Annotated in this window: 15 protein-coding genes; 7 read left to right on the top strand and 8 right to left on the bottom strand. The window is 69.4% G+C overall.

Annotation, left to right across the window (positions count from 1 at the left end; all coding sequences use genetic code 11):
- Positions 1–595: DUF7919 family protein (locus D7V88_RS10490; protein ID WP_208726211.1), on the top strand; the 595-nt coding region annotated here is incomplete at its 5' end.
- 2 nt (positions 596–597) lie between these two features.
- Here the strand turns inward: D7V88_RS10490 and D7V88_RS10495 are convergent.
- Genes D7V88_RS10495 through D7V88_RS10505 form a run of 3 tightly spaced genes read right to left on the bottom strand, consistent with a single transcriptional unit; the run spans position 598 to position 4,034 of the window.
- Positions 598–1,068 carry a DUF6714 family protein gene (locus D7V88_RS10495; protein WP_120540485.1) on the bottom strand — a complete coding sequence of 157 codons (471 nt, stop codon included), beginning with the start codon at positions 1,066–1,068 and terminating at the stop codon, positions 598–600.
- A 12-nt stretch (positions 1,069–1,080) separates the two neighbouring features.
- Positions 1,081–2,193, bottom strand: a complete 1,113-nt coding sequence (locus D7V88_RS10500; protein ID WP_120540486.1) for a hypothetical protein — start codon at positions 2,191–2,193, stop codon at positions 1,081–1,083.
- Positions 2,190–4,034: an HSP90 family protein gene (locus D7V88_RS10505; RefSeq protein ID WP_120540487.1), complete on the bottom strand. Its 1,845-nt coding sequence runs from the start codon at positions 4,032–4,034 to the stop codon at positions 2,190–2,192. The genes D7V88_RS10500 and D7V88_RS10505 overlap by 4 nt, the downstream gene beginning before the upstream one ends.
- A gap of 201 nt (positions 4,035–4,235) precedes the next feature.
- Here D7V88_RS10505 and D7V88_RS10510 point away from each other — a divergent pair, with 201 nt between their 5' ends.
- From D7V88_RS10510 to D7V88_RS10520, 3 genes are all read left to right on the top strand, one after another.
- Positions 4,236–5,087 (top strand): metal-dependent hydrolase, encoded by an 852-nt coding sequence (locus D7V88_RS10510; protein WP_120540488.1) that lies wholly within the window; start codon positions 4,236–4,238, stop codon positions 5,085–5,087.
- A gap of 197 nt (positions 5,088–5,284) precedes the next feature.
- The gene (locus D7V88_RS10515; protein ID WP_244238088.1) at positions 5,285–6,685 is read left to right on the top strand and encodes an LETM1 domain-containing protein; all 1,401 of its coding nucleotides are present in this window, start codon (positions 5,285–5,287) and stop codon (positions 6,683–6,685) included.
- Between the two features lie 114 nt (positions 6,686–6,799).
- Positions 6,800–8,479 carry a DUF3616 domain-containing protein gene (locus tag D7V88_RS10520; RefSeq protein WP_120540489.1) on the top strand — a complete coding sequence of 560 codons (1,680 nt, stop codon included), beginning with the start codon at positions 6,800–6,802 and terminating at the stop codon, positions 8,477–8,479.
- On the opposite strand, the gene D7V88_RS10525 is transcribed toward D7V88_RS10520, so the two are convergent.
- The gene (locus D7V88_RS10525; RefSeq protein ID WP_120540490.1) at positions 8,460–10,067 is read right to left on the bottom strand and encodes an FAD-dependent oxidoreductase; all 1,608 of its coding nucleotides are present in this window, start codon (positions 10,065–10,067) and stop codon (positions 8,460–8,462) included. The genes D7V88_RS10520 and D7V88_RS10525 overlap by 20 nt on opposite strands.
- A gap of 106 nt (positions 10,068–10,173) precedes the next feature.
- On the opposite strand from D7V88_RS10525, the gene D7V88_RS10530 reads away from it, so the two are divergent.
- Complete coding sequence (locus tag D7V88_RS10530; protein WP_158625056.1) at positions 10,174–10,770, top strand: TetR/AcrR family transcriptional regulator; 597 nt, start codon at positions 10,174–10,176, stop codon at positions 10,768–10,770.
- 10 nt (positions 10,771–10,780) lie between these two features.
- On the opposite strand, the gene D7V88_RS10535 is transcribed toward D7V88_RS10530, so the two are convergent.
- From D7V88_RS10535 to D7V88_RS10550, 4 genes are all read right to left on the bottom strand, one after another.
- On the bottom strand, positions 10,781–11,659 hold the full coding sequence (locus D7V88_RS10535; protein WP_120540492.1) for an aldo/keto reductase: 879 nt from the start codon (positions 11,657–11,659) through the stop codon (positions 10,781–10,783).
- A 51-nt stretch (positions 11,660–11,710) separates the two neighbouring features.
- Positions 11,711–12,499, bottom strand: coding sequence for an SDR family NAD(P)-dependent oxidoreductase (locus D7V88_RS10540; RefSeq protein ID WP_120540493.1), 789 nt, complete (start codon positions 12,497–12,499; stop codon positions 11,711–11,713).
- 277 nt (positions 12,500–12,776) lie between these two features.
- The gene (locus D7V88_RS10545; RefSeq protein ID WP_120540494.1) at positions 12,777–14,588 is read right to left on the bottom strand and encodes an ABC transporter ATP-binding protein; all 1,812 of its coding nucleotides are present in this window, start codon (positions 14,586–14,588) and stop codon (positions 12,777–12,779) included.
- Positions 14,585–16,378 carry an ABC transporter ATP-binding protein gene (locus D7V88_RS10550; protein WP_120540495.1) on the bottom strand — a complete coding sequence of 598 codons (1,794 nt, stop codon included), beginning with the start codon at positions 16,376–16,378 and terminating at the stop codon, positions 14,585–14,587. The genes D7V88_RS10545 and D7V88_RS10550 overlap by 4 nt, the downstream gene beginning before the upstream one ends.
- Before the next feature lie 174 nt (positions 16,379–16,552).
- On the opposite strand from D7V88_RS10550, the gene D7V88_RS10555 reads away from it, so the two are divergent.
- Both D7V88_RS10555 and D7V88_RS10560 read left to right on the top strand, forming a co-directional pair.
- Complete coding sequence (locus D7V88_RS10555) at positions 16,553–17,587, top strand: aldo/keto reductase (protein WP_120540512.1); 1,035 nt, start codon at positions 16,553–16,555, stop codon at positions 17,585–17,587.
- 202 nt (positions 17,588–17,789) lie between these two features.
- Positions 17,790–20,144, top strand: coding sequence for an arylsulfatase (locus D7V88_RS10560; RefSeq protein ID WP_120540496.1), 2,355 nt, complete (start codon positions 17,790–17,792; stop codon positions 20,142–20,144).
- Positions 20,145–20,150: the final 6 nt, after the last annotated feature.

A 20,150-nucleotide genomic window follows, 5' to 3' on the forward strand; every position in this document is an offset into this window, starting at 1 on the left:
CTCCGGCGCAGCAGGGGCAGGGGAGTCAGGGCCCGGCGCAGAAGAAGCCGGAGCCGTTCAACAATCCGTTCTCGAAGCTGAAGCGCTGACGGAGCACCGTTCCGCCAGAGTGGAGATCGACATGTCGTACTTCCAGGATCTTTCTCCGTGCTCCTACTTTGGCCGGTGGGAGGAGTCGCTGCTCGCGGTGGGCTGGCTCGACAGCGAGCACGCCTTCACGAAGGGGGCTGTCGGAGAAGACTTCTTCGCGGGGCTCATCCGGCTGTGCATGCAGCCCTGGCAGCCGGCGGTCTTCGCGGGACGTCATCCATGCCCGTTCTGTCGGTTCACGGGAGGGCATGGGGGCGTCACGTATCAGGGGATGACGGTCTCCATCGGAGCGGAGAACGTCTTCGTTCCGGGGTTGGAGCGCGTCTTCGTCGCACCGACGATGATTGCTCACTACATCGATGCCCACGAATACGTGCCGCCGCAGGTGTTCCAGGAAGCGGTCCTGCGGTGCCCGGAGATGAGGTCCATGGCTTATCTCAAGGCCGTCAAGGCACTGGGGCTCAAGCGTGAGAGGGCAATTGACGCAGGGCCTGAATCCCCCTGAACTCAGGAGGCATTCCAATAGGTCTCCAGCGCCTGGGACCAGTGCTGGCGTGTGATGGGGCCTGACGCTTCGTCTCGCATCCTCCGCAAGAACATCTGGACCGCAGTCCTCTGTTCAGGGGAGAGGGCGCCGAACCGACTCTTGAAGTGGGCTCGCAGCTCCGGGTGTGATTCATCCGGGATGCTCAGTTGGGACAGGAGGAAGTCGCGGACGTCGGGGTCCGTAAGCGCTGCCAGCAGATAGCCTGGAAGGTAGTAGTGAATCGCTTCCAGACTGAACAGCGACAGATGCGCCGCATGCTGACGGATCCGTTCCGCTGGAACATCCTTCCAATGCAGGCCTCGGAAATCCCTGATGAGTTCCGTTGTCTCCCAGGCATCCGGTGCATAGGCGATGCGGTTGTCATCGGGACGGGGCACATCCGAGAAGGCATCCTCGATCTGTTGTCGGAGCGAGGCTTCTTGCGCACTCATTGATGAGACCAGTCAATCCAGCGGAAACAGCCGCGCTTCCTTCGCCAGCACTTCATTGCGCGCCAGCAGTTCCATGAACCGTGCCGTCCCATTGCGAGCATCGAACCGTGCCGCGATGTCGCGCGCCTGCGTCTCCATCCAGTCCCGCAGCGCCCGCGTCGCGTACCCACCGTCCACCGCGTGCAGCGGGAACGCCTTGGGCAGCCGCAGGCTCACTTCTTCCCGGCCGTCCGCCGTCACCTGTCCCAGCAGGAACGACCCCGCCGCGTAGAAGGTGAACCGGTCGCGGTGGCTGGAGTGTTCCAACGCCCAGCCCAGGTGCTTCTCCAGCACCGTCAGCCCGCGTGACAGGTTGCCCGTCAGCGCCAGGAACTCCAGGTGTTCGCCCACCGTGGCCAGGAACTCGCGGTTCTTCGCCACCATCGCATAGCCGCGCACGTGGCAGGCCCGCGCTTCCTCCAGCCGGTTCAGCTTGAAGAACGGATACAGCAGCGTGCCCAGCGTCAGGTGCGGGATCTCCGCGCAGGACTGACGCCCGTCCAGGATGGGTTTGGCCTTCTTGACCGCCTGCTCCCACTCACCCCGGTCCACGTGGTGGTCCAACTCGTCGTCCAATTCACAGACACGGCAGTCCGTCAGGTGATCCCGGGGCGCCACCAGCCACGCCTCCCACAGGCGCTCCGCCTCGGCCGTGTCGCCCATGTCCCGCGCCATCTGGTAGCGCAGCTTCAGCGCCGCCCGCTGCCCCGCGTCCAGCTTCGCGAAGCTCTGCTCCACGTCATCCAGCGCGTCGGCGATCTGCTTGCGGCTGATGTGCGGGAACTCGTCCAGCCGCCCCACCACCCACTTCTGCTTCCAGAGCATGTCCTCCGGGTCGAACCGCTGCGGGTCCTTCTTCTGCTGCCCCCGGCACCAGGCGAACGCCACCAGCGCCTTGTCCGGAAACCCTCCGAAGGTCGCCGCGTCGATGAGCCCATCACGCAGCGCATACCCCAGGGGAACATCCCCGTGCGTGTCCGCCAGCCGCACCGCTTCCTCCAGCGTGCGCACCTTGGCGTCACCTTCGGGCAGTCCTTCCGCTTGCTCGCGCAACGCCTCCACCTGCTGGCGCCAGTCCCCCATCAGTGCATCCCTCGCGAGCCCGGCCCCGATGAGCCTCCGCCTTCATCCAGTCGCGCCGCGATGAGGCCCAGCAGGCCGTGGTTCAACAACGCCATCTCCTGCGCGTTCAGCGGGTGCTGTCCCAACAGCAGCGCCTGCACGTAGAGCATCTCCACCGACACCTTCAGCAGCTCCCGGCTCTCCACCGCCGCCAATCGCCGCACCACCGGGTTGTGCAGGTTGAGGCACAACTGCGCCTGCTCGCCGCCCCCCGCGCCCGCCATCACCCCGTCGAGCACGCCCGCGTACAGGTCGTCCGACTCCTCCTTCGCCCGCGCCGCGTCCCGCCGGAACGCCCCTTCCGCGTCCGAGCTGTAGAGCGTGGGCACCTCCGCCGGGAAGAACTTCTTCACCTCCACCCCGCAGCGGAACGGCGCCAGCACCCCTTCGGCCAATCGCAGCAACGGGTAGATGGCCTCGCGCTCGTCCAGCGTCAGCTCCTCGAAGGTCTGCGGCAGGTCCGCCGACGAGAAGGCCGACACCTGCGCGTCTGACACCACGTGCGGCAGCTTCTCCAGCAGCGCCGTGTCATGCGTATACGCCGCGTTCAGCACGCACAGGCCCTGCGCCGCCGCCACCCGCGCCACCTGCCGGAATCCATCCATCGTCGGCGTGTAGCGCACCACCGGCCACGAACGCCGGTAGTCCGCCAACGTCATCATCCCCAGCGACGTCTCGAAGGGCAGCCAGTCGATGACCAGCCGGTAGAAGTCGTCGTCATCCAGCGCCAGCCCCTTCACCGACAACCCGTGCAGCGCAATCAACCGCTGCAACGCCCGGGGCTCCTCGCGCGCCAGGTCCATCAGGTACTGGCGCAGCGACTGTCCCAGCGCCTCGCGCGCCTGTGAGAGCACCGTGTCCTCGTAGAAGGACTCGCGGCTCGCGGTGGGCCTGAGGCCGTTCGCGTTCACCACGCACTTCACGAAGAAGGCCCACTCCGGCAGCAGGTTCTCCGCGCTCTCCGACAGGAGCATGTGCTTCAGGTACACGCGGTGTTTCTGTTTGGCGTTGAAGTGCGGCGACGCCGGCAGCACGAACGCCACCCCGTCCACGTCCCCCGCCGCCGAACGCAGCGGAATCACATCCAGGAAGTCCGTGCCGAACACCTCTCGCCCGTACGCGAGCAGCGCCTGCCGCTTCTCTCCCGCCGTCTCGTACAGGCGACGCCAGGGCGGACCGTCCGGGTTGAGCTGCTCCGTCGCGCCGTTCACGGTGAGCCGCACGGGAAACGGCAACAGCCCCCCGTAGTGGCGGGCGAGCTGCCGCACCCGCTCCGGCGTGAACCACTCCGCCATGTCCTCGCGAGCGACCAGGTAGACATGCGTGCCGGGCGCGTCCAGCGGGTGTTCGGAGACGCGCACGTCGTAGGTGCCGTCATGCCGGCCCCGCCACTCCAGCGTGCGGCCGTCCCCCCTTGCCGAGCGCGTCACCACCAGCAGCTCGTCGCACACCATGAAGCACGACAGCAGGCCGATGCCGAACTGGCCGATGAAGTCGTTGCGGCGCGCCTCCAGCACCTCGCGCTTGGAGGACTCGCCGATGGTCGCGAGGAAGCGGTGGATCTCCTCCTCCGTCAGCCCCACGCCTTCATCGGTGAAGAGCAGGGTGGGCGGCCCGCCGTCCTGCTTCTCCCGCAGCTCCAGCCCCACCGAACCGGAGGCTCCGGGCTCCAGTTGCTGCCGGGCGCGCAGCGCGTCCGTGGCGTTCTGGAGCAGCTCCCGCACGTACACCCCGGGCGAGCTGTACAGGTGGTGGGACAGGAGGTCGATGACCCCGCGGAGGCTGACTTGGAATCGATGGTCCACGCTGGAATCGAGCGTAGCGCGCTGCTCCCGCCACGGGGGCCGCAATCCCCAGGGCGCGCATTCTGTCCGGCTCGCGGCGGCCGGACATCCCAGCCCCTTCCTGCTCCCCCGGAGGGTGCTATGTGGCGCCCCGGCCGTGCGGCGCCTTCAAGGCGGCACGGCGACATGTCGTCCCTTTCCTCCCTCCTGGAGCAGACAACGATGCGGACCAAGCTGATGGCAGTGGTGGTGGGCGCGGTGCTGGGTGTCACGGGCGCGGCGTTCGCGCAGGGCACGCCGACGACCCCGGCGGCCGCCCCCAAGGCTGCACCCAAGGCGGGCAAGGCCGCAGCCACGGCGACCGCGGGCAAGACGGAGGTGACGTGGTGGGGTCACGCCGCGTTCGTGGTGAAGACGCCGGGCGGCGCGGTCATCGCCATCGACCCGTGGTTCACCAACCCCAAGGCGCCCCAGGGCGCGACGTGGCCGGAGGCGGTGGACGCCATCCTCGTCTCCCACGGTCACTTCGACCACGTGGGCGAGGCCAAGGCCCTGGCCCAGAAGACGAACGCGAAGGTGTTCGGCTCCTTCGAACTCGTGACGCTGCTGGCCCTCCCGGAGGCGCAGAGCATGGTGGGCAATGTGGGCGGCACCTTCCAGGTGAAGGACGCCACCATCCACCTCGTGGAGGCGGTGCACTCCAGCAGCTACCAGGCGGACCCCAAGGCCCCGGCGCAGTACTCCGGCGCGTCCCTGGGCTTCGTCATCGAAATCGCCAACGGCCCCACGCTGTACCACGCGGGTGACACCGGGGCCTTCCAGTCCATGGCCCTCATCGCCGAGCAGTTCAAGCCCACCGTGGCCCTGCTCCCCATCGGTGGCCAGTTCACCATGGACCCCGCCCAGGCGGCTGTTGCCGCGAAGCTGCTCAAGGTGAAGACCGTGGTGCCCATGCACTACGGCACCTTCCCCGCCCTCACCGGCACCCCGGACGCGCTCACCGCCGCCGTGAAGAAGGCCCGGGGCACCGCCAAGGTGCTCTCCCTGGAGCCCGGCAAGACCACCGCCCTGTAGTCCGCCGCTGAAGCAAATCCCCGCGCCCGTCCACCCACACCGGTGGTCGGGCGCGGTGCTTTTTCCACCATCGCCAGCTTCCGCTGGCGGACGTCCACCGCCGACCGGGGCCGGGTGGCATCCCGAATGCGAGTGGGTTATTCCCCGCCTCATCGCGCACCGGAGGGGTCCGGCCGCGCGTCTCGTGGGGTGTACCGGTGGCGGTGCTGGTTTTTGGACGGGGGACCTGGCTGGCGACGCTCCTCGCGGACGTGGTCGCCGCGCACGCGTCCGCTCCCGTCGCGGTGCCCTCTCCGTCCGAGGTCACGACCGTCTCCGGCCGGGCCCGGGGCCGCGCCTTCCTGCGCCGCACGCTGCGGGCCTCGGGGCTGGTCTACGGCACGCCCGTGCCGCTGCCCTCGCCGGTGGACGGCGGTGAACCCTTCGACGTCCCGGCACGCGCGGTAGAGGACGAACTGTTCCACGCCGTGGTGCGCACGCTGGCGCGCATGGCGCTGGACCTGGCGCGGGTGATGGACGCGCCCGAAGGCCCCCGGGTGGAGCAATTGCTGGTGCTCTTCGCGGTGCTCGCGGGCGAGTTGGACCTGGCGCTCGCCCTGGACGCGCGGCTGGCGGCCGGCCTGCCGGTGCCTCGGCGGATGGTGGGGCGGGTGGAGGACGCGCTCGACAAGCGGGCGCCGTCGCTGGCCGGGGATCCGGTGTACGGACTGGTGCTGCACAACGGCGCGCAGTACGCGGATGCGCAGTTGTTCTGCCGGCAGGCCATCGACCTGTTCTCGCGCGGACGGCTGTCGCGGGTGGTGGCGGAGCGGCGGCTGGACTTCGCGGCGCGGCAGAAGGCGCTGCTGGTGGATGTGCTCACCGCGCTGGCGTGCGTGGACCGGGAGCCGGGACTGCCCGCGCGCCGCGCCATCCTCCGGCAGGTGGAGGGCCTGCGCCTGCCGCACGCGCTGGAGGGCGAGGTGAAGGTCGCGGTGCGCCAGTCCTTCGAGCGCAAGCGCGACGTGCGGGACGTGGTGCGCCAGGTGCGCAGCGTGGACATGCGCCACCTGCTGTTGGAGCAGACGCTGCTGGCGGCGCTGGTGGATGGCCGGCGGACGCGGCGGGAGCGGGCCTTCATCGACACGCTGGCGGGCGCGCTGCATGTGCCCCAGGCGGAGCTGCGACGTCTGGAATTGGAGATGGCGGAGTTCTACGCGCGGCACCGCTCGCTGGTGGATGTCTTCACCGTGTCGGACGCGGCGGGTGCCATGGGCGAGGACCTCATCACCGGCATGCAGGAGACGCTGGAGAAGAACTTCCACCGGCTGATGCAGGAGGCGCGCGAGACGGGAGACCTGGCGGTGCTGCTCACCAAGGCGGCCCGGCGTCAGAAGCTCACCGCCGACGAGCGCCAGCGCATGCGCGCCCAGCTCATCGACGTGGCCAAGGCCATCCCCGCGCTGGCCATCTTCGCCGCGCCCGGAGGCATCCTGCTCCTGGCGGCCCTGGCGAAGGTGCTGCCCTTCAGCCTGTTGCCCAGCGCTTTCCAGGAGGGGCCCGCCGTGGCGGACCTGGACCTGGACGCGGAGGACAGCGTGGAGCGCGAGGTGGGGTAGGGCGCCCTTCGTGGCCCCGTCCCGTCGCTTCGAATCAACCCAATCGTCACGATGCTCCAAGCGCGTCAGGGCGAGCGTGCGCGTCCAGGTTCCTCGACCCTGGAAGGGGCACGCATGCGTGGAGCGAAGCGGTTCGGGAAGTGCGCGACGATGGCGGCAATCCTGTTCGTGGGCGGCTGTGGGCCGACAGCGACCGGCCCGGAGTCCCTCGCGGAGTCGTCCCAGGCGGTGACGCAGAGCACGTCGTTCCAGGATGGCGTGTCCCCCTCCACCGCCTACGCGGGCACCCGCGACGCGATGATTGAAGAGGAGGACTCCAACGCCAACCATGGGACGGACAGCAGCCTTTCCGCCAGCGGTGACACGCCCGCGGGCAGCGGCAACGAGAACGAAATCCTCTTCCAGTGGGACGTGTCCGCCATCCCCACGAACGCGACCGTCCGCTCGGCCTCCATCGTCCTCACGGTGTCCGACAAGGCGGATCAGGCCTACGGCTTCTTCGAGCTGACGCGCGCCTGGACGGAGCGACAGGTCACCTGGGAACAGGCGGACAGCTCCCACGACTGGGCCTCCAAGGGCGCGGATGGCGCGGGTGACCGGAACACGGCCCTGCTGGGGTCCATCCGGGCCGCGTCGACCGGGACGTACACCGTGCCGCTCAATGCGCAGGGCCTCGCGGTGGTGCAGAAGTGGGTGAGCGCGCCCGCCAGCAACCACGGCGTGGTGCTCTCCGACAAGGACCATGACAACCGGCTGGAGGTCCGCTCGCGCGAGTATTCAACGCGGGCCTCCCGCCCGAAGCTGACGGTGACCTGGGACCTGGACGGGCCGGGCCCCGTGACGGGGACCACGACCTACGCGGGCACCTGTGACGGCTCCGGCGGCGTGGCCCTGGACGGCACCCACTTCCTGAACTTCAACGACGAGTCGCAGACGGCGCGCGTCTATGTCCGGGGGCAGGCAAGCGCTCCCGTGCAGACCCGCGAGCTGAACAGCGCCCTGGGGCTGTCGTCGTCGGACGAGGCGGACTTCGAGGACGCGGCGCGCGTGGGCAACCGCATCTTCGTGACGACCTCCCAGGCGCGGAACAAGAACGGGGTGCTTCAGGCCTCGCGCTACAAGTTCTTCGCGTTGGACGTGTCCGGCACGGCGCCCCAGGCGTCGCTCCAGGTCGCGGGGGTGTCGTCGAACCTGCTCAAGGACATGCTGGATGCCAGCAATTGGAACCAGCCGGATGCGACCGTCATCTCCCTGCTCGCGTCCCGTTCGCGGCTTTCGGAGTCGACGGTGCCGGAGCTGGCGCCGAAGGAGCAGGGCACCAACATCGAGGGACTCGCGGCGCTGCCCTCGGGAGGACTCGCCATCGGTTTTCGCAACCCCCAGGCGGGTTCGAGCGCATTGGTCGTCACGCTGACGAATCCGGACGCGGTCATTGCGGGCTCCCGGGCGCGGTTCGGGCAGGCCATTCGTCTGGACTTGGGAGGCCAGGGCCTTCGCGGCATGGCGTGGTCGGCCGCGCACCAGGCGGTGTTGCTGCTCAGTGGTCCGCATGACGAGAGCAGCGGGCCCTTCGCGCTCTGGAAGTGGAGCGGTGTCCCGGGCGTCGCGCCGGTGAAGGTGCGCGACCTGAGTGCCCCCTCGGATTCGGCGCCGGAGACGGTGATTCCCATTCCGGGGACCCAGGACGTGCAGGTCCTCTTCGACATGGGCGCGCACCTTGTCGGCGGTGGAGAGTGCAAGGCCGCGTCGGCCTCCAGCCAGTCCTTCACGGACCTCATCGTCCGGGTGGAGTGAGCGCTTCGCTCGCGGTGTTGAAGGCCAGGCGACCTGTCTGCCGGGAAGGCTCCGGCATGAGCGGTGACAGGTATTGCTCCACCGCGGCGCGTGCGCCCGGACGGGAGACGTGGCCCACGTAACCGTCCGGGCGCACCAGCACGAGCGCGCCCGAGCCCACGTCGTAGGCCCGGTGCGCGTGTCCGCTGGCGTCCAGCAGGGCGTCGGCGTCGCTGGAGGTTCCCTTCGCGCGGACGTGGAAGGCGCGCACGGTGTCTCCGAAGCGCGAGCGGGCCCATGCGGGCGTGTCCGCGTGCTCCGGCCCGAAGGCGAGCAGCGTCCAGTGGGGCCCGCGAAAGGCGTCGAACAGGTGAAAGGGATTGCCTGTTGCATCCACGCACGGCGCATCCGGGGCCCGGTCCCCCGAGCGCAGGCGGGACGTGTCGCCGTCCGTCTGGGGCGCGAGCGGACCGCCGCGATAATGCAATCCCAGTTGCCGGGTCTCCGCGCCCCGCTGCTGTGAGCGCAGGCTGTTCTGGCGCAGGCCCTGGTAGAGCTTCGAGGACAGGCCGAGCACGTGCGCTGCGATGGGCAGCCGTTCCGCCTCGTAGGTGTCGAGCAGCGCCGGGGACGCACCGGCGAGGACGTGTCCCAGCTTCCAGCCCAGGTTGTAGGCGTCCTGCACCCCGGTGTTGAGGCCCTGGCCTCCGGCGGGAGGGTGCACGTGCGCGGCGTCGCCCGCGAGCAGGACGCGGCCCACGCGGTAGCGGTCCACCATGCGCACGTTGGGGCGGTACACGGACAGCCAGCTCGCGTCGTGCAGGCGGAGTCCTTCGCCGGGGCGGGCCGCTTCCTGGAGGCGCTGGTTCAGCGCGGCTTCGGTCAGGTCCGGCACGGTGCCGCCGGGCTTCACTTGAAGGGTGAGCTGGAAGCGGTCCGTACCGGGTAGGGGACACAGCGCCACCATGCCGCCCTTCGCGAAGGGCCACACGTGCCAGTGGTCGCGGCCCAGCCCGTCCACACGCACGTCGCCCACGACCATGCGCTCGGCTTCGTGTGTCTCCCCATGGAAGCCCACGCCCAGGGTCTTGCGCACGCGGCTGTGGCCTCCATCCGCGCCCACCAGGTACTCCGCGCGCACGACCTCCGAAGCGCCATCGTGGGTGAGGGTTGCACTGACGCCGGTGTCGTCCTGGGTGAAGTCTGTGAGCGCTGTTCCGAACTCCACCGCGTGGCCGAGCACGCCCAGCCGCTCGCGCAGGATGCCCTCGGTGCGGGCCTGCGGCACGAGCCACGGGTCGGGATGGGGCACGTCAGGCGTCACCGGATGACGGGGGATCATCGTCCAGCGGCCCACGACGAGGCGCCGCCAGTGGATGCGCAGGCGGGGATAGGCATTGCCGGCCGCGAGCACGGCCTTCAGCACGCCCAGGTCGTCCAGCACCTCCAGCGTGCGCGGCTGGAGCCCCTTGCCGCGTGAGCCCACGAAGGGTCCGGGGGCGGCGTCGATGATGCGGAGGGGCACCCCGCGACGGGCGAGGTCACAGGCGAGCGTGAGGCCCGTGGGACCGGCGCCGACAATCAGCACCTGGGGTTTCGGGTGAGGCATGGCCATCTCCTGTCGCGAGGAGCCCTGGCGCCCCGGACGCGATGGAGATGAGAATGTAAGGAAGAGCTTATGTTGTCAGCTTGCGTTCCCGCCCCAGGAGTCCGGCATGCCGCGCGCGAAGCTTTCCCCTCGGAAGACGCCCCTGCAGGAACGCTCGCGCGCGACGGTGGACGCGCTGGTGCAGGCGACTGCTGACATTCTGGTGCGCGACGGGTACGCGAAGCTGACGACCAACCGCATCGCGGAGCGAGCGGGCGTCAACGTGGCCTCGCTGTACCAGTTCTTTCCCGGCAAGGAGGCGCTGGTGGCGGAGGTGTCGCGCCGACACGTGAAGGAGCAGCGCAAGGCGGTGCGTGAGGTGCTGGCGACGCGGAAGTTCCAGAGCCTGGAGGACCTCATTCGCACGCTGGTGTCCATGGGCTTCGCGGCCCACGCGGTGAACCCGAAGCTGCACCATGCGCTGACGGAGGAGCTGCCCGCGCGCCGAGCCCGGACCGCAGGGCCGGAGGACGCGCCAATGATGGAGGCGTTCCGCGAGTACGCGACCGATGTTCCGGATCCGGAACTCGCCCACTGGCTCATCGACACGGTGTCCCACGCGGTCATCCACCGCGCGGTGGTGGAGCGCCCCGAGGCCTTGTCCCAGGGGCTGCTCCAGGAGGAGCTGGTGACGCTCCTCCTGCGCTACGTGAAGCGGAAGTGACGCGCGAAGCTCAGCGGCCCGACGCCTGTGCGTCCACCGCGGCCAGCTCTTCCTTGCCGAGCTTCAGCTCCGCGCCCTGGACGTTCTCCTCCAGGTGCTTCACGGAGGACGTGCCCGGGATGGGCAGCATCACGGGCGAGCGCTCCAGCAGCCACGCGAGCGCAATCTGCGAAGGCGTCGCGTTGTGCTTCTTCGCCACCGCGTCGAGCGTCCCGCCCGGCTTCGCCAGCCCACCCGTCGCCAGGGGGAACCAGGGGATGAAGCCCAGCTTCTCCTTCTCGCAGTAGTCCAGCACCTTCTCGTGCACGCGGTCGGTCAGGTTGTAGCGGTTCTGCACCGACACGATGTCCACCACCTTGCGCGCCCGCTGGATCTCCTCCACCGACACTTCCGACAGGCCGATGTGGCGGATCTTCCCTTCCTTCTGGAGCGCCTTCAGCTCGCCCAGCGACTCCTCCACCGGCACCTTCGGGTCGATGCGGTGCAACTGGTACAGGTCGATGCGCTCCAGCTTCAGCCGGCGCAGCGACAGCTCCAGCTCCTGGCGCAGGTACTTGGGCGCGCCCACCGGGTGCCACTCATTGGGGCCCGTGCGCACCAGGCCCGCCTTGGTCGCCACCACCACGCCCTTCGCGTACGGGTGCAGGGCCTCCGCGATGATCTCCTCGCTGACGTAGGGCCCGTAGGAGTCCGCCGTGTCGATGAAGTCCACGCCCAGTTCCAGCGCGCGCCGCAGCACGCGCACCGCCTCCGCCCGATCCTTGGGCGGGCCCCAGATGCCGGGGCCGGTGAGCTGCATGGCGCCGTAGCCCAGACGGTGGATGGGCAGGTCTCCGCCCAGCTTGAAGGTGCCGCTCTTTTCCACGGGACGCGTTGAAGTGCCGCTCATGGTGCTTCCTCCTGCAAGGGGATGCTGTTCTTGAATTGAAATGGGGATGCTTCAGGACGGCGTGCCCGTCCGGTAGCGCCGGGCGAGGGTGTTCTTGTTGCCCCGGAACATTCCGGCCTCGGCCTGCGCCAGGGCCGCGAGCGCCTCCTCGGCCTCCAGCCCAGGCACGCAGACCGTCTCGTTGCGCTCCAATGCCAGCAGCGAAGCGGTGACCACGTCCTCCGGGGGCATCGCGCCGACATAGCCGCCGTTGAACTCGGTGGCGGTCATTCCCGGACAGACGACCTGGGCCCGCACTGGCGTGTCGCGCAGTTCGCCCGCGAGCGTGCGGGTGAAGTGCACGAGAAAGGCCTTCGCGCCCGCGTACGTGGCCCGGTGGGGCAGGGGCACCGGGGGCAGGGCGCCGGAGAACGCGAGCAGGGAGGCGACGTTGATGACCGCGCCCCTCCCGCGAGACAGCATGCCCGGCAGCGCCGCCCGGGTGGCCAGCATGGGCGCCAGGATGTGCAGGTGCGTGAGGCCTTCCAGCACCGCGGGGTCCATTTGCGCGAAGGGGCCGTAGCCGCCCACGCCCGCGTTGTTGATGACCAGGGTGATGTCTTCGCCGGCCGCGCGCTCGGCCACCCGGTGGATGTCCACATCCGTTGTGAGGTCCGCTCGCATGACCTCCGCTCGGATGCCGTGCGCCGCCGTCAGTTTCTCCGCGAGCGTGTGAAGCCTCTCCTCCCGACGGGCGATGAGGACCAGGTCATGCCCGAGCGCCGCCAGCCGCCGTGCGTACACCTCTCCAATTCCCGCGGACGTGCCCGTCACCAACGCGGTCCCTCGACTGCCTGCCATGCCTGCTCCCTGGGAAGATGGGGGCGGGGCCGGGCCCCACCGAGATGAATGCTGGAGACGGCGACCGCCCCCGCGAAGCGCACGGGACCCGGCCATCGGCAGGGCCGCACCCTTGCCCGCTGGGTAACGGAGGCAGGGCGTACGCGCAACCCACTCGTACCTCCGCCGTGCTCATGAGTCGTCTTCACCACGCAGGGGAACCGATGGCGAACGGGGGAACGCACATCGGCATGCCATCCCTGCATGCCGTGAGGCCGCGGGATGAGGCCTGCGCGCTTCAGCCCAGCGCCTGGGTCTTCCCGGGCGTGTCGCGGAACTGCTGGTGGTAGAGGTCCGCGTACAGGCCCCCCTTCGCGAGCAGCTCGTCGTGGGTGCCTCGCTCGACGACGGCCCCCTGATCCATCACGAGGATGAGGTCCGCGTTCCGGATGGTGTTGAGCCGGTGCGCGATGACGATGCTCGTCCTGTCCGCCAGCAGCCGCCCCAGCGCGAGCTGGATGAGCGCCTCGGTGCGTGTGTCGATGTTCGCCGTCGCCTCGTCGAGGATGAGCACCCGGGGATCCGCGATGACCGCTCGCGCGAATGCGAGCAGTTGCCGCTGTCCCTGGCTGAGCGTCGCGCCGCCTTCCCCAATCACGCTGTCGTAGCCCTGCGGCAGCCGGGTGATGAAGTCGTGCGCATGCACCGCCTTCGCCGCAGCCTCCACGTCCTCGCGGGTGGCGCCCGGCTTCCCGTAGGCGATGTTGTCCGCCACCTTGCCGCTGAAGAGGAACGGCTCCTGGAGCACCATCGCCATCCGCTGGCGGAGGCTTGAGCGCGTCACCTGCCGCACGTCCTCCCCGTCGATGCGCACCGACCCCGCCGTCACGTCGTAGAAGCGCGGCACCAGGCTGGCCACCGTCGTCTTGCCCGCGCCCGTGCGTCCCACCAGGGCCAGCGTCTGGCCGGGCTCCAGGTGGAAGGACACGTCGCGCAGCACCGGCCGCTCCGGGTCGTAGCCGAAGGACACCCGGTCGAACACCACCTGGCCCTTCAGCGACCCCAGCGCCACCGCCGTCGGTGCGTCCGGCGGCTCCGGCGTTTCATCGAGGATGCCGAAGATGCGCTCCGCTCCCGCCAGCGCGGACTGCATCAGCGTGGCCACCGACGCGGCCAACTGCACCGGCCGGAAGAACTGCTGCACGTAGATGAGGAACGCGGCCACGCCGCCCACGGTGAGCCGTCCATCCAGCACCAGCACGCCGCCGTAGCCGATGACCAGCGCGGTGGACAGCGTGGACAGCAAATCAATGGCCGGCGAGAACGCGGACGTGATGCCCACCGCCGCCACGTTCGCGTCGCGGTTGGCCGCGTTGCGGTCGCGGAAGCGCTCGATGTTCTTCTCCGTGCGGTTGAACGCCTGCGCCTGCCGCACGCCCCCAATCTCCTCCTGGAGGTTGGCCGTCACATCGCCCACCGTCTGGCGCGTCTTGCGGTAGGCACTGCGCGCCCGCGACGCGAAGAACCACGTGGTGAGCACGATGACGGGGATGAGGGAGAAGCACGCCAGCGCCAGCCGGACGTTGAGCGCCAGCATCGCGATGAGCACGCCCACCAGCCCCAGCACCGACCCCAACAACTGCGTCAGCCCCTGCGCGAAGAGCTGGTTGAGCGTGTCCACGTCGCTCAAGAGCCGGCTCATCAGGTCGCCCAGCGGTCGTCGGTCGAACCACGCGAGCGGAAGCTGCTGGAGCCGCTCGAAGAGGCGCCGCCTCAGCTCCGCCAGCACCTTCTGCCCGGTGTGGCCCACCCGCCACGTCTGCGCCCGCTGAGCCAGCGCGCCCACTGCGTAGACGACGAACAGCATCGACAGCGTCTGGAGCAGCCCGCGGCCGTCCCCCGAGCCGATGTCGTGGTCGATGGCCTGGCTCACCAGGTACGGCCCCGCCGCCTGACACAGGGCGCCCACCAGGATGAAGACGAGCGCCACGCCCATCAGGCGCCCATGCGGCCGCAGCTCGCCCACCAGCCGACGCAACACCTTCCCGCGCCGCTGGGCCCGGTCGGACTCCAGCTCCGCGAGCGATTCGATGCCACCCGGCCGCCTCATGCCGCACCTTCCTGGCGCGCCGGCTGGAGCTGCGACCCGAGGATGTCGTTGTACAGCTCGCTGGACGCCCTCAACTCCTCATGCCGTCCCTTCGCGACGATGCGACCCTCGTCCAGCACCAGGATGACGTCCGCGTCCCGCACGGTGCTGATGCGCTGGGCGATGACCACCGCCGTCCTGCGCTTGTCCCGCATCAGCGTGTCCAGAGCCCCCTGGATGGCCTCCTCCGTCTGGGCATCCACCGCCGACGTGCTGTCGTCCAGGATGAGCAGGCGCGGGTCGGTGAGCAGTGCCCGCGCGATGGCCAGCCGCTGCCGCTGACCGCCGGAAAGCCCCACGCCCCGTTCGCCCACCACCGTGTCGTAGCCCTGCGGCAGTGCGCGGATGAACTCCGCCGCCTGCGCCGCTTCCGCCGCCGCCTCCACCTGCTCCCGGGTCGCGTCCAGGTGGCCGTAGGCGATGTTGTCGCGCACCGTGCCGGAGAACAGCAGCGCGTCCTGCAACACGACGCCTATCTGCGAGCGCAGGCTCGCGAGCGTCACGTCCCGCACGTCGTGCCCGTCCAGCAGCACCGCGCCCCCGGTGACGTCGTAGAAGCGGGGCAGCAGGTTGATGAGCGTGCTCTTGCCGGAGCCCGTCGTTCCCAGCACCGCCACGAACTGTCCGGGCTCCAGCGTCACGCTCAGCCCGCGGAGGATCTCCCGCTCGCTGCCCGCATAGCGGAAGCGCACGTCGCGCAATTCGATGCGGCCCTGGAGCGGCGGCAGCGGCACCGCGCCTGGACGGTCCGTCACCTCCACCGCCGTGTCGAGCAGTTCGAAGACGCGCAGCGCGGAGGCGCTGGCCCGCGACAGGCTGGACGCGAGAAAGCCCAGCGTCATCAGGGGCATCAACAGGAAGGCCAGATAGCTGTTGAAGGCCACCAGCTCCCCCAGCGTGAGCCGCTGGTGGAAGATGCGCCAGCCGCCCACGCCCACCACCATCAGCGTCCCCAGGTTGGAGAAGAAGGTGACGAAGGGGAAGTTATTGGCCAGCGCATCCACCAGCTTGAGGTTCTGGGCCTGGAGCTTCGCGTTCGTCTCCCCGTAGCGCGCCATCTCCCGCGCCTCGGCGGAGAAGGCCCGCACCACGCGCAGCCCGCGCAGGTCCTCCTGGAGCGTGGTGTTGAGCGTGCCCAGCAGCGCCTGGAGCTGGCCGAACAGGGGCCGCATCTTCGTCACGAACGAGCGCAGCACGAAGAGGATGGGCGCCACGGACCCGAGCGCCGCCAGCGCCAGCACCGGATCCAACCACAGGAGCAGTCCCGCGCAGCCCACGAGCATCGCCGCCGACGCCGCGAACTGCACCACGCCGCTGCCCACGAAGGTGCGCACCGCCTCCACGTCGCTGGTGAGCCGCGTGAGCAACTGCCCCGTCTGCGCCTGGTCGTAGTAGCTGAAGGACAGCCGCTGGATGCGCGCGAAGAGCGCGTCGCGCAGGTCGAACGCCACGCCCTGGGACGCGCGCTCGGCCAGATAGCCCTGGAGGAAGTTGAACAGGCCCCGCCCCAACGCGATGGCGACCAGTCCCCCCACCGCCAGCCACACCGGACGCCGCTCCCCGCGCGCGAGCCCCTGGTCGATGGCGATGCGGATCATCTGCGGGGCGCCCAGGTTCGCCACCGACACCAGCAGCAGCGACAGCAGGGCCCCCAGGGACTCCAGGCGGTAGCGGCGCAGGTAGCGCAGGGCCCGGAGGATGGCGGCGAAGCCCCCGGCGGGGCGGCCGGAGGCGGGTGCGGACGTGCTCACGTGGCGGATCCCTGCCCCTTCGCTTGGAGCGCGGAGGCGCGCGCATGATGGGCGCGCCCCCGGGTTGCTTCAAGCACGACGCGCGGGACTTGAAGGCACGCGAACAGGGTTGCGCGCCGCGCCACGTCCCGTTACGTGGGCCGCCGGATTCCAGTTCGTTGCGAGGTGAACGTCATGGAGCATCGGCAATTGGGTGGTTCTGGTTTCAAGGTCCCCGTCCTCAGCCTGGGCACGGGCACGTTCGGCGGCGCGGGCGACTTCTTCAAGGGCTTCGGCTCCAGCGACGTGAAGGAGGCCACGCGGCTGGTGGACATCGCGCTGGAGGCGGGCGTGAACATGTTCGACTCCGCGGACGGCTACTCCGCCGGACTCGCGGAGGAGATTCTGGGCAAGGCGCTGGAGGGACGGCGCGACCAGGCCATCATCTCCACCAAGGCGACGTTCCGCGCCGGCACCGGCCCCAATGACGTGGGCTCCTCGCGCTTCCACCTCACCCGCGCGGTGGAGGCCTCCCTGCGCCGGCTGAAGACGGACTACATCGACCTGTTCCAGCTCCACGCCTTCGACGCGATGACGCCCGTGGAGGAGGTGCTCAACACGCTGGACGGCCTCGTGCGCGCGGGGAAGATCCGCTACATCGGCTGCTCCAACTTCTCTGGCTGGCACCTGATGAAGTCGCTCGCGGTGTCGGAGCGCTACAACCTGGCCCGCTACGTGGCGCACCAGGCGTACTACTCGCTCGTCGGCCGCGACTACGAGTGGGAGCTGATGCCGCTCGCGCAGGACCAGAAGGTGGGCGCGGTGGTGTGGAGCCCGCTGGGCTGGGGCCGGCTGACGGGCAAGCTGCGCCGGGGCCAGCCGCGCCCTGAGACCAGCCGCCTGAACAACCCCGCCACCGCCAGCGGCGGCCCGCAGGTGCCGGAGGAGTACCTGTACAAGGTCGTGGACGCGCTCGACGTCGTCGCGAAGGAGACGGGCAAGACGGTGCCGCAGGTGGCGCTCAACTGGGTGCTCCAGCGGCCCACGGTGTCCAACGTCATCATCGGCGCGCGCACGGAGGAGCAGCTCCGGCAGAACCTGGGCGCCATCGGCTGGAACCTCACGCCCGCGCAGGTGGCCACGCTGGATGCCGCCAGCACCACGCCCTGGCCGTACCCGTACTTCCACCAGCGCCAGTTCACCGAGCGCAACCCCTTCCCGGTGACCTGAGCCGGTCCCCGTCATGATGGGCATCCTGCGCCCATCGTGACGGAAGGAGGCAGACGGGGCCGGGGCCGCCCGGCTCCGCCTGGAGGGCAGGTCCATCCTCCCCCGGGACTGAGCACCTCTCGTTCACGAGGTCACCGTCGGCGTGCCCGTAAGTCCCGGGCGGCCAGGCGGGGCTTCGCTTCGCGTGGAGGCGCGTCCGCTCATGTCCCTCAAGGAATACAAACCCGGCAGACCCTTTCCCGGTGTCATCGGTCGCACCTGGGAGCAGTCTTCTCCCGCATGGCCTTCGCCGCTGCGCTCGAAGCCCGGCGCGCCCAACGTCCTGTTCATCATCCTGGACGACACGGGCTTCGGGCACCTGGGCTGCTACGGATCGCCCATCCGCACGCCGAACCTGGACCGGCTGGCGAAAGGAGGGCTGCTCTACAACAACATGCACACCACCGCGCTGTGCTCGCCCACGCGCTCGTGCATCCTCACCGGGCGCAACCACCACTCCAACGGGATGGGCACCATCACGGAGACGTCGCTCGGCTACCCCGGCTACAACGGCACCATCCCGTTCGAGAACGGCTTCCTCTCCGAGATGCTGATGGAAGCCGGCTACAACACGTATGCCGTGGGCAAGTGGCACCTGGCCCCCGCGGAGCAGACGAGCGCCGCCGGGCCGTACTCGCGCTGGCCGCTGGGTCGCGGCTTCGAGCGCTTCTACGGCTTCCTGGGCGGGGACACCCACCAGTACTACCCGGACCTCGTCCACGACAACCATGCCATCCGCGCGCCCGCGACGCCGGAGGAGGGCTACCACCTCACGCCGGACCTCGTGGACAAGGCCATCGACTGCATCGCTGACACCAAGCAGGTCGCGCCCGACAAGCCCTTCTTCCTCTACTTCGCCACGGGCGCCATGCACGCCCCCCACCACGTGCCAAAGGAGTGGGCGGACCGCTACGCGGGGCAGTTCGACGACGGCTGGGACGCGTACCGGCAGCGGGTGTTCCAGAAGCAGTTGGAGATGGGAGTGCTGCCCAAGGGCACGCAGTTGTCCCGCCATGATCCCGACGTGCAGGATTGGGAAGCGCTGCCCCCAGAGGAGAAGCGCCTCTATGCCCGGATGATGGAGGTGTTCGCGGGCTACCTGGAGCACACGGACCATCACATCGGGCGGCTGCTGAAGTTCCTGGAGGACACGGGGCAGTTGGACAACACGCTCATCATGGTGCTGTCCGACAACGGCGCCAGCGCGGAGGGCGGTCCGCACGGTTCGGTGAACGAGCTGAAGTTCTTCAACAACACGCCGGAGTCGCTCGCGCAGAACCTGGCGGCGATCGACGAGCTGGGCGGGCCGAAGTACTTCAACCACTACCCGTGGGGCTGGGCCTGGGCGGGGGACACGCCGTTCCGCCGCTGGAAGCGCGAGGTGTACCGGGGCGGCACCACCGACCCGTTCCTCGTCCACTGGCCCAAGGGCATCCAGGCGAAGGGCGAGGTGCGCGCGCAGTACGCGCACGCCATCGACATGGTGCCCACGGTGCTGGACTGCCTGGGGCTGGAGCCGCTGGATGAAATCCGGGGCGTCACCCAGTCCCCCATCGAAGGCGTCAGCTTCAAGCACACGTTCAACGACGGGAACGCGGAGAGCCGGCACCACACCCAGTACTTCGAGATGTTCAGCAACCGCGCGCTCTACCATGACGGCTGGCGCGCGGTGTGTCCGTTCCCCGGGCCGTCCTTCACGGAGGCGGGGGAGGGCTTCGGCGAATCGACGCTCACCGAGGACCGGCTGCGCGAGCTGGATGCGCAGGGCTGGGAGCTGTACCGCGTCTCCGAGGACGCCTCCGAGACGAAGAACGTGGCGGAGGAGCACCGGGGCAAGCTCATCGAGATGATCGCCCTCTGGTACACGGAGGCCGGGCGCTATCAGGTGCTGCCACTCGCATCGCCGACGCGCGCCGTGTTCGCGCAGGAGCGACCGCAGATCACGCAGGACCGCAAGCGCTACGTGTACCGCCCGCGCACTTCACCCACGCCAGAGAACGTGGCCGTTCACGTGCTCAACCGCCCCCACACCATCACCGCCGAGGTGGACCTGAGCGGCGAGGCGGAAGGGGTGCTGCTGTGCCACGGCGGCCTCACCGGCGGCTACACCTTCTTCGTCCAGGACGGGAAGCTGCACTACGTCTACAACTTCGTCGGCGAACAGGAGTTCCACATCGAGTCCGCAGTGGAGGTGCCGCAGGGGCGCTCGGAGTTGAAGTTCTCCTTCGAGCCCACTGGCAAGCCCGACCTGAAGGCGGGGCGGGGCGCGCCCGGACGGGGCCGGCTCTACATCAACGACGACCTGGTGGCCCAGAGCGACATCACCGCCACCATGCCGCTCATCCTCAGCCTGGGGGAGGGACTGACGTGCGGCCGGGATGAGAGCTCCTCCGTGAGCAAGCTCTACGCCGCGCCCTTCGAATTCACCGGCACGCTCTTCCAGGTGACGGTGGACGTCTCCGGCAAGCACCTCCGCGACGCGAAGTCGGAACAGAAAGCGGCGATGGCGAAGCAGTGAGGCGTT

The sequence above is a fragment of the Corallococcus terminator genome (assembly GCF_003611635.1).
Taxonomy (GTDB): domain Bacteria; phylum Myxococcota; class Myxococcia; order Myxococcales; family Myxococcaceae; genus Corallococcus; species Corallococcus terminator.

What these genes read in the sequence shown, in the direction of transcription:
- D7V88_RS10495 (WP_120540485.1), bottom strand. Translation starts at nt 1,068, where the DNA reads ATGAGTGCGCAAGAAGCCTCGCTCCGACAACAGATCGAGGATGCCTTC.
- D7V88_RS10510 (WP_120540488.1), top strand. Translation starts at nt 4,236, where the DNA reads ATGCGGACCAAGCTGATGGCAGTGGTGGTGGGCGCGGTGCTGGGTGTC.
- D7V88_RS10520 (WP_120540489.1), top strand. Translation starts at nt 6,800, where the DNA reads ATGCGTGGAGCGAAGCGGTTCGGGAAGTGCGCGACGATGGCGGCAATC.
- D7V88_RS10525 (WP_120540490.1), bottom strand. Translation starts at nt 10,067, where the DNA reads ATGCCTCACCCGAAACCCCAGGTGCTGATTGTCGGCGCCGGTCCCACG.
- D7V88_RS10530 (WP_158625056.1), top strand. Translation starts at nt 10,174, where the DNA reads ATGCCGCGCGCGAAGCTTTCCCCTCGGAAGACGCCCCTGCAGGAACGC.
- D7V88_RS10535 (WP_120540492.1), bottom strand. Translation starts at nt 11,659, where the DNA reads ATGAGCGGCACTTCAACGCGTCCCGTGGAAAAGAGCGGCACCTTCAAG.
- D7V88_RS10540 (WP_120540493.1), bottom strand. Translation starts at nt 12,499, where the DNA reads ATGGCAGGCAGTCGAGGGACCGCGTTGGTGACGGGCACGTCCGCGGGA.
- D7V88_RS10545 (WP_120540494.1), bottom strand. Translation starts at nt 14,588, where the DNA reads ATGAGGCGGCCGGGTGGCATCGAATCGCTCGCGGAGCTGGAGTCCGAC.
- D7V88_RS10555 (WP_120540512.1), top strand. Translation starts at nt 16,553, where the DNA reads ATGGAGCATCGGCAATTGGGTGGTTCTGGTTTCAAGGTCCCCGTCCTC.
- D7V88_RS10560 (WP_120540496.1), top strand. Translation starts at nt 17,790, where the DNA reads ATGTCCCTCAAGGAATACAAACCCGGCAGACCCTTTCCCGGTGTCATC.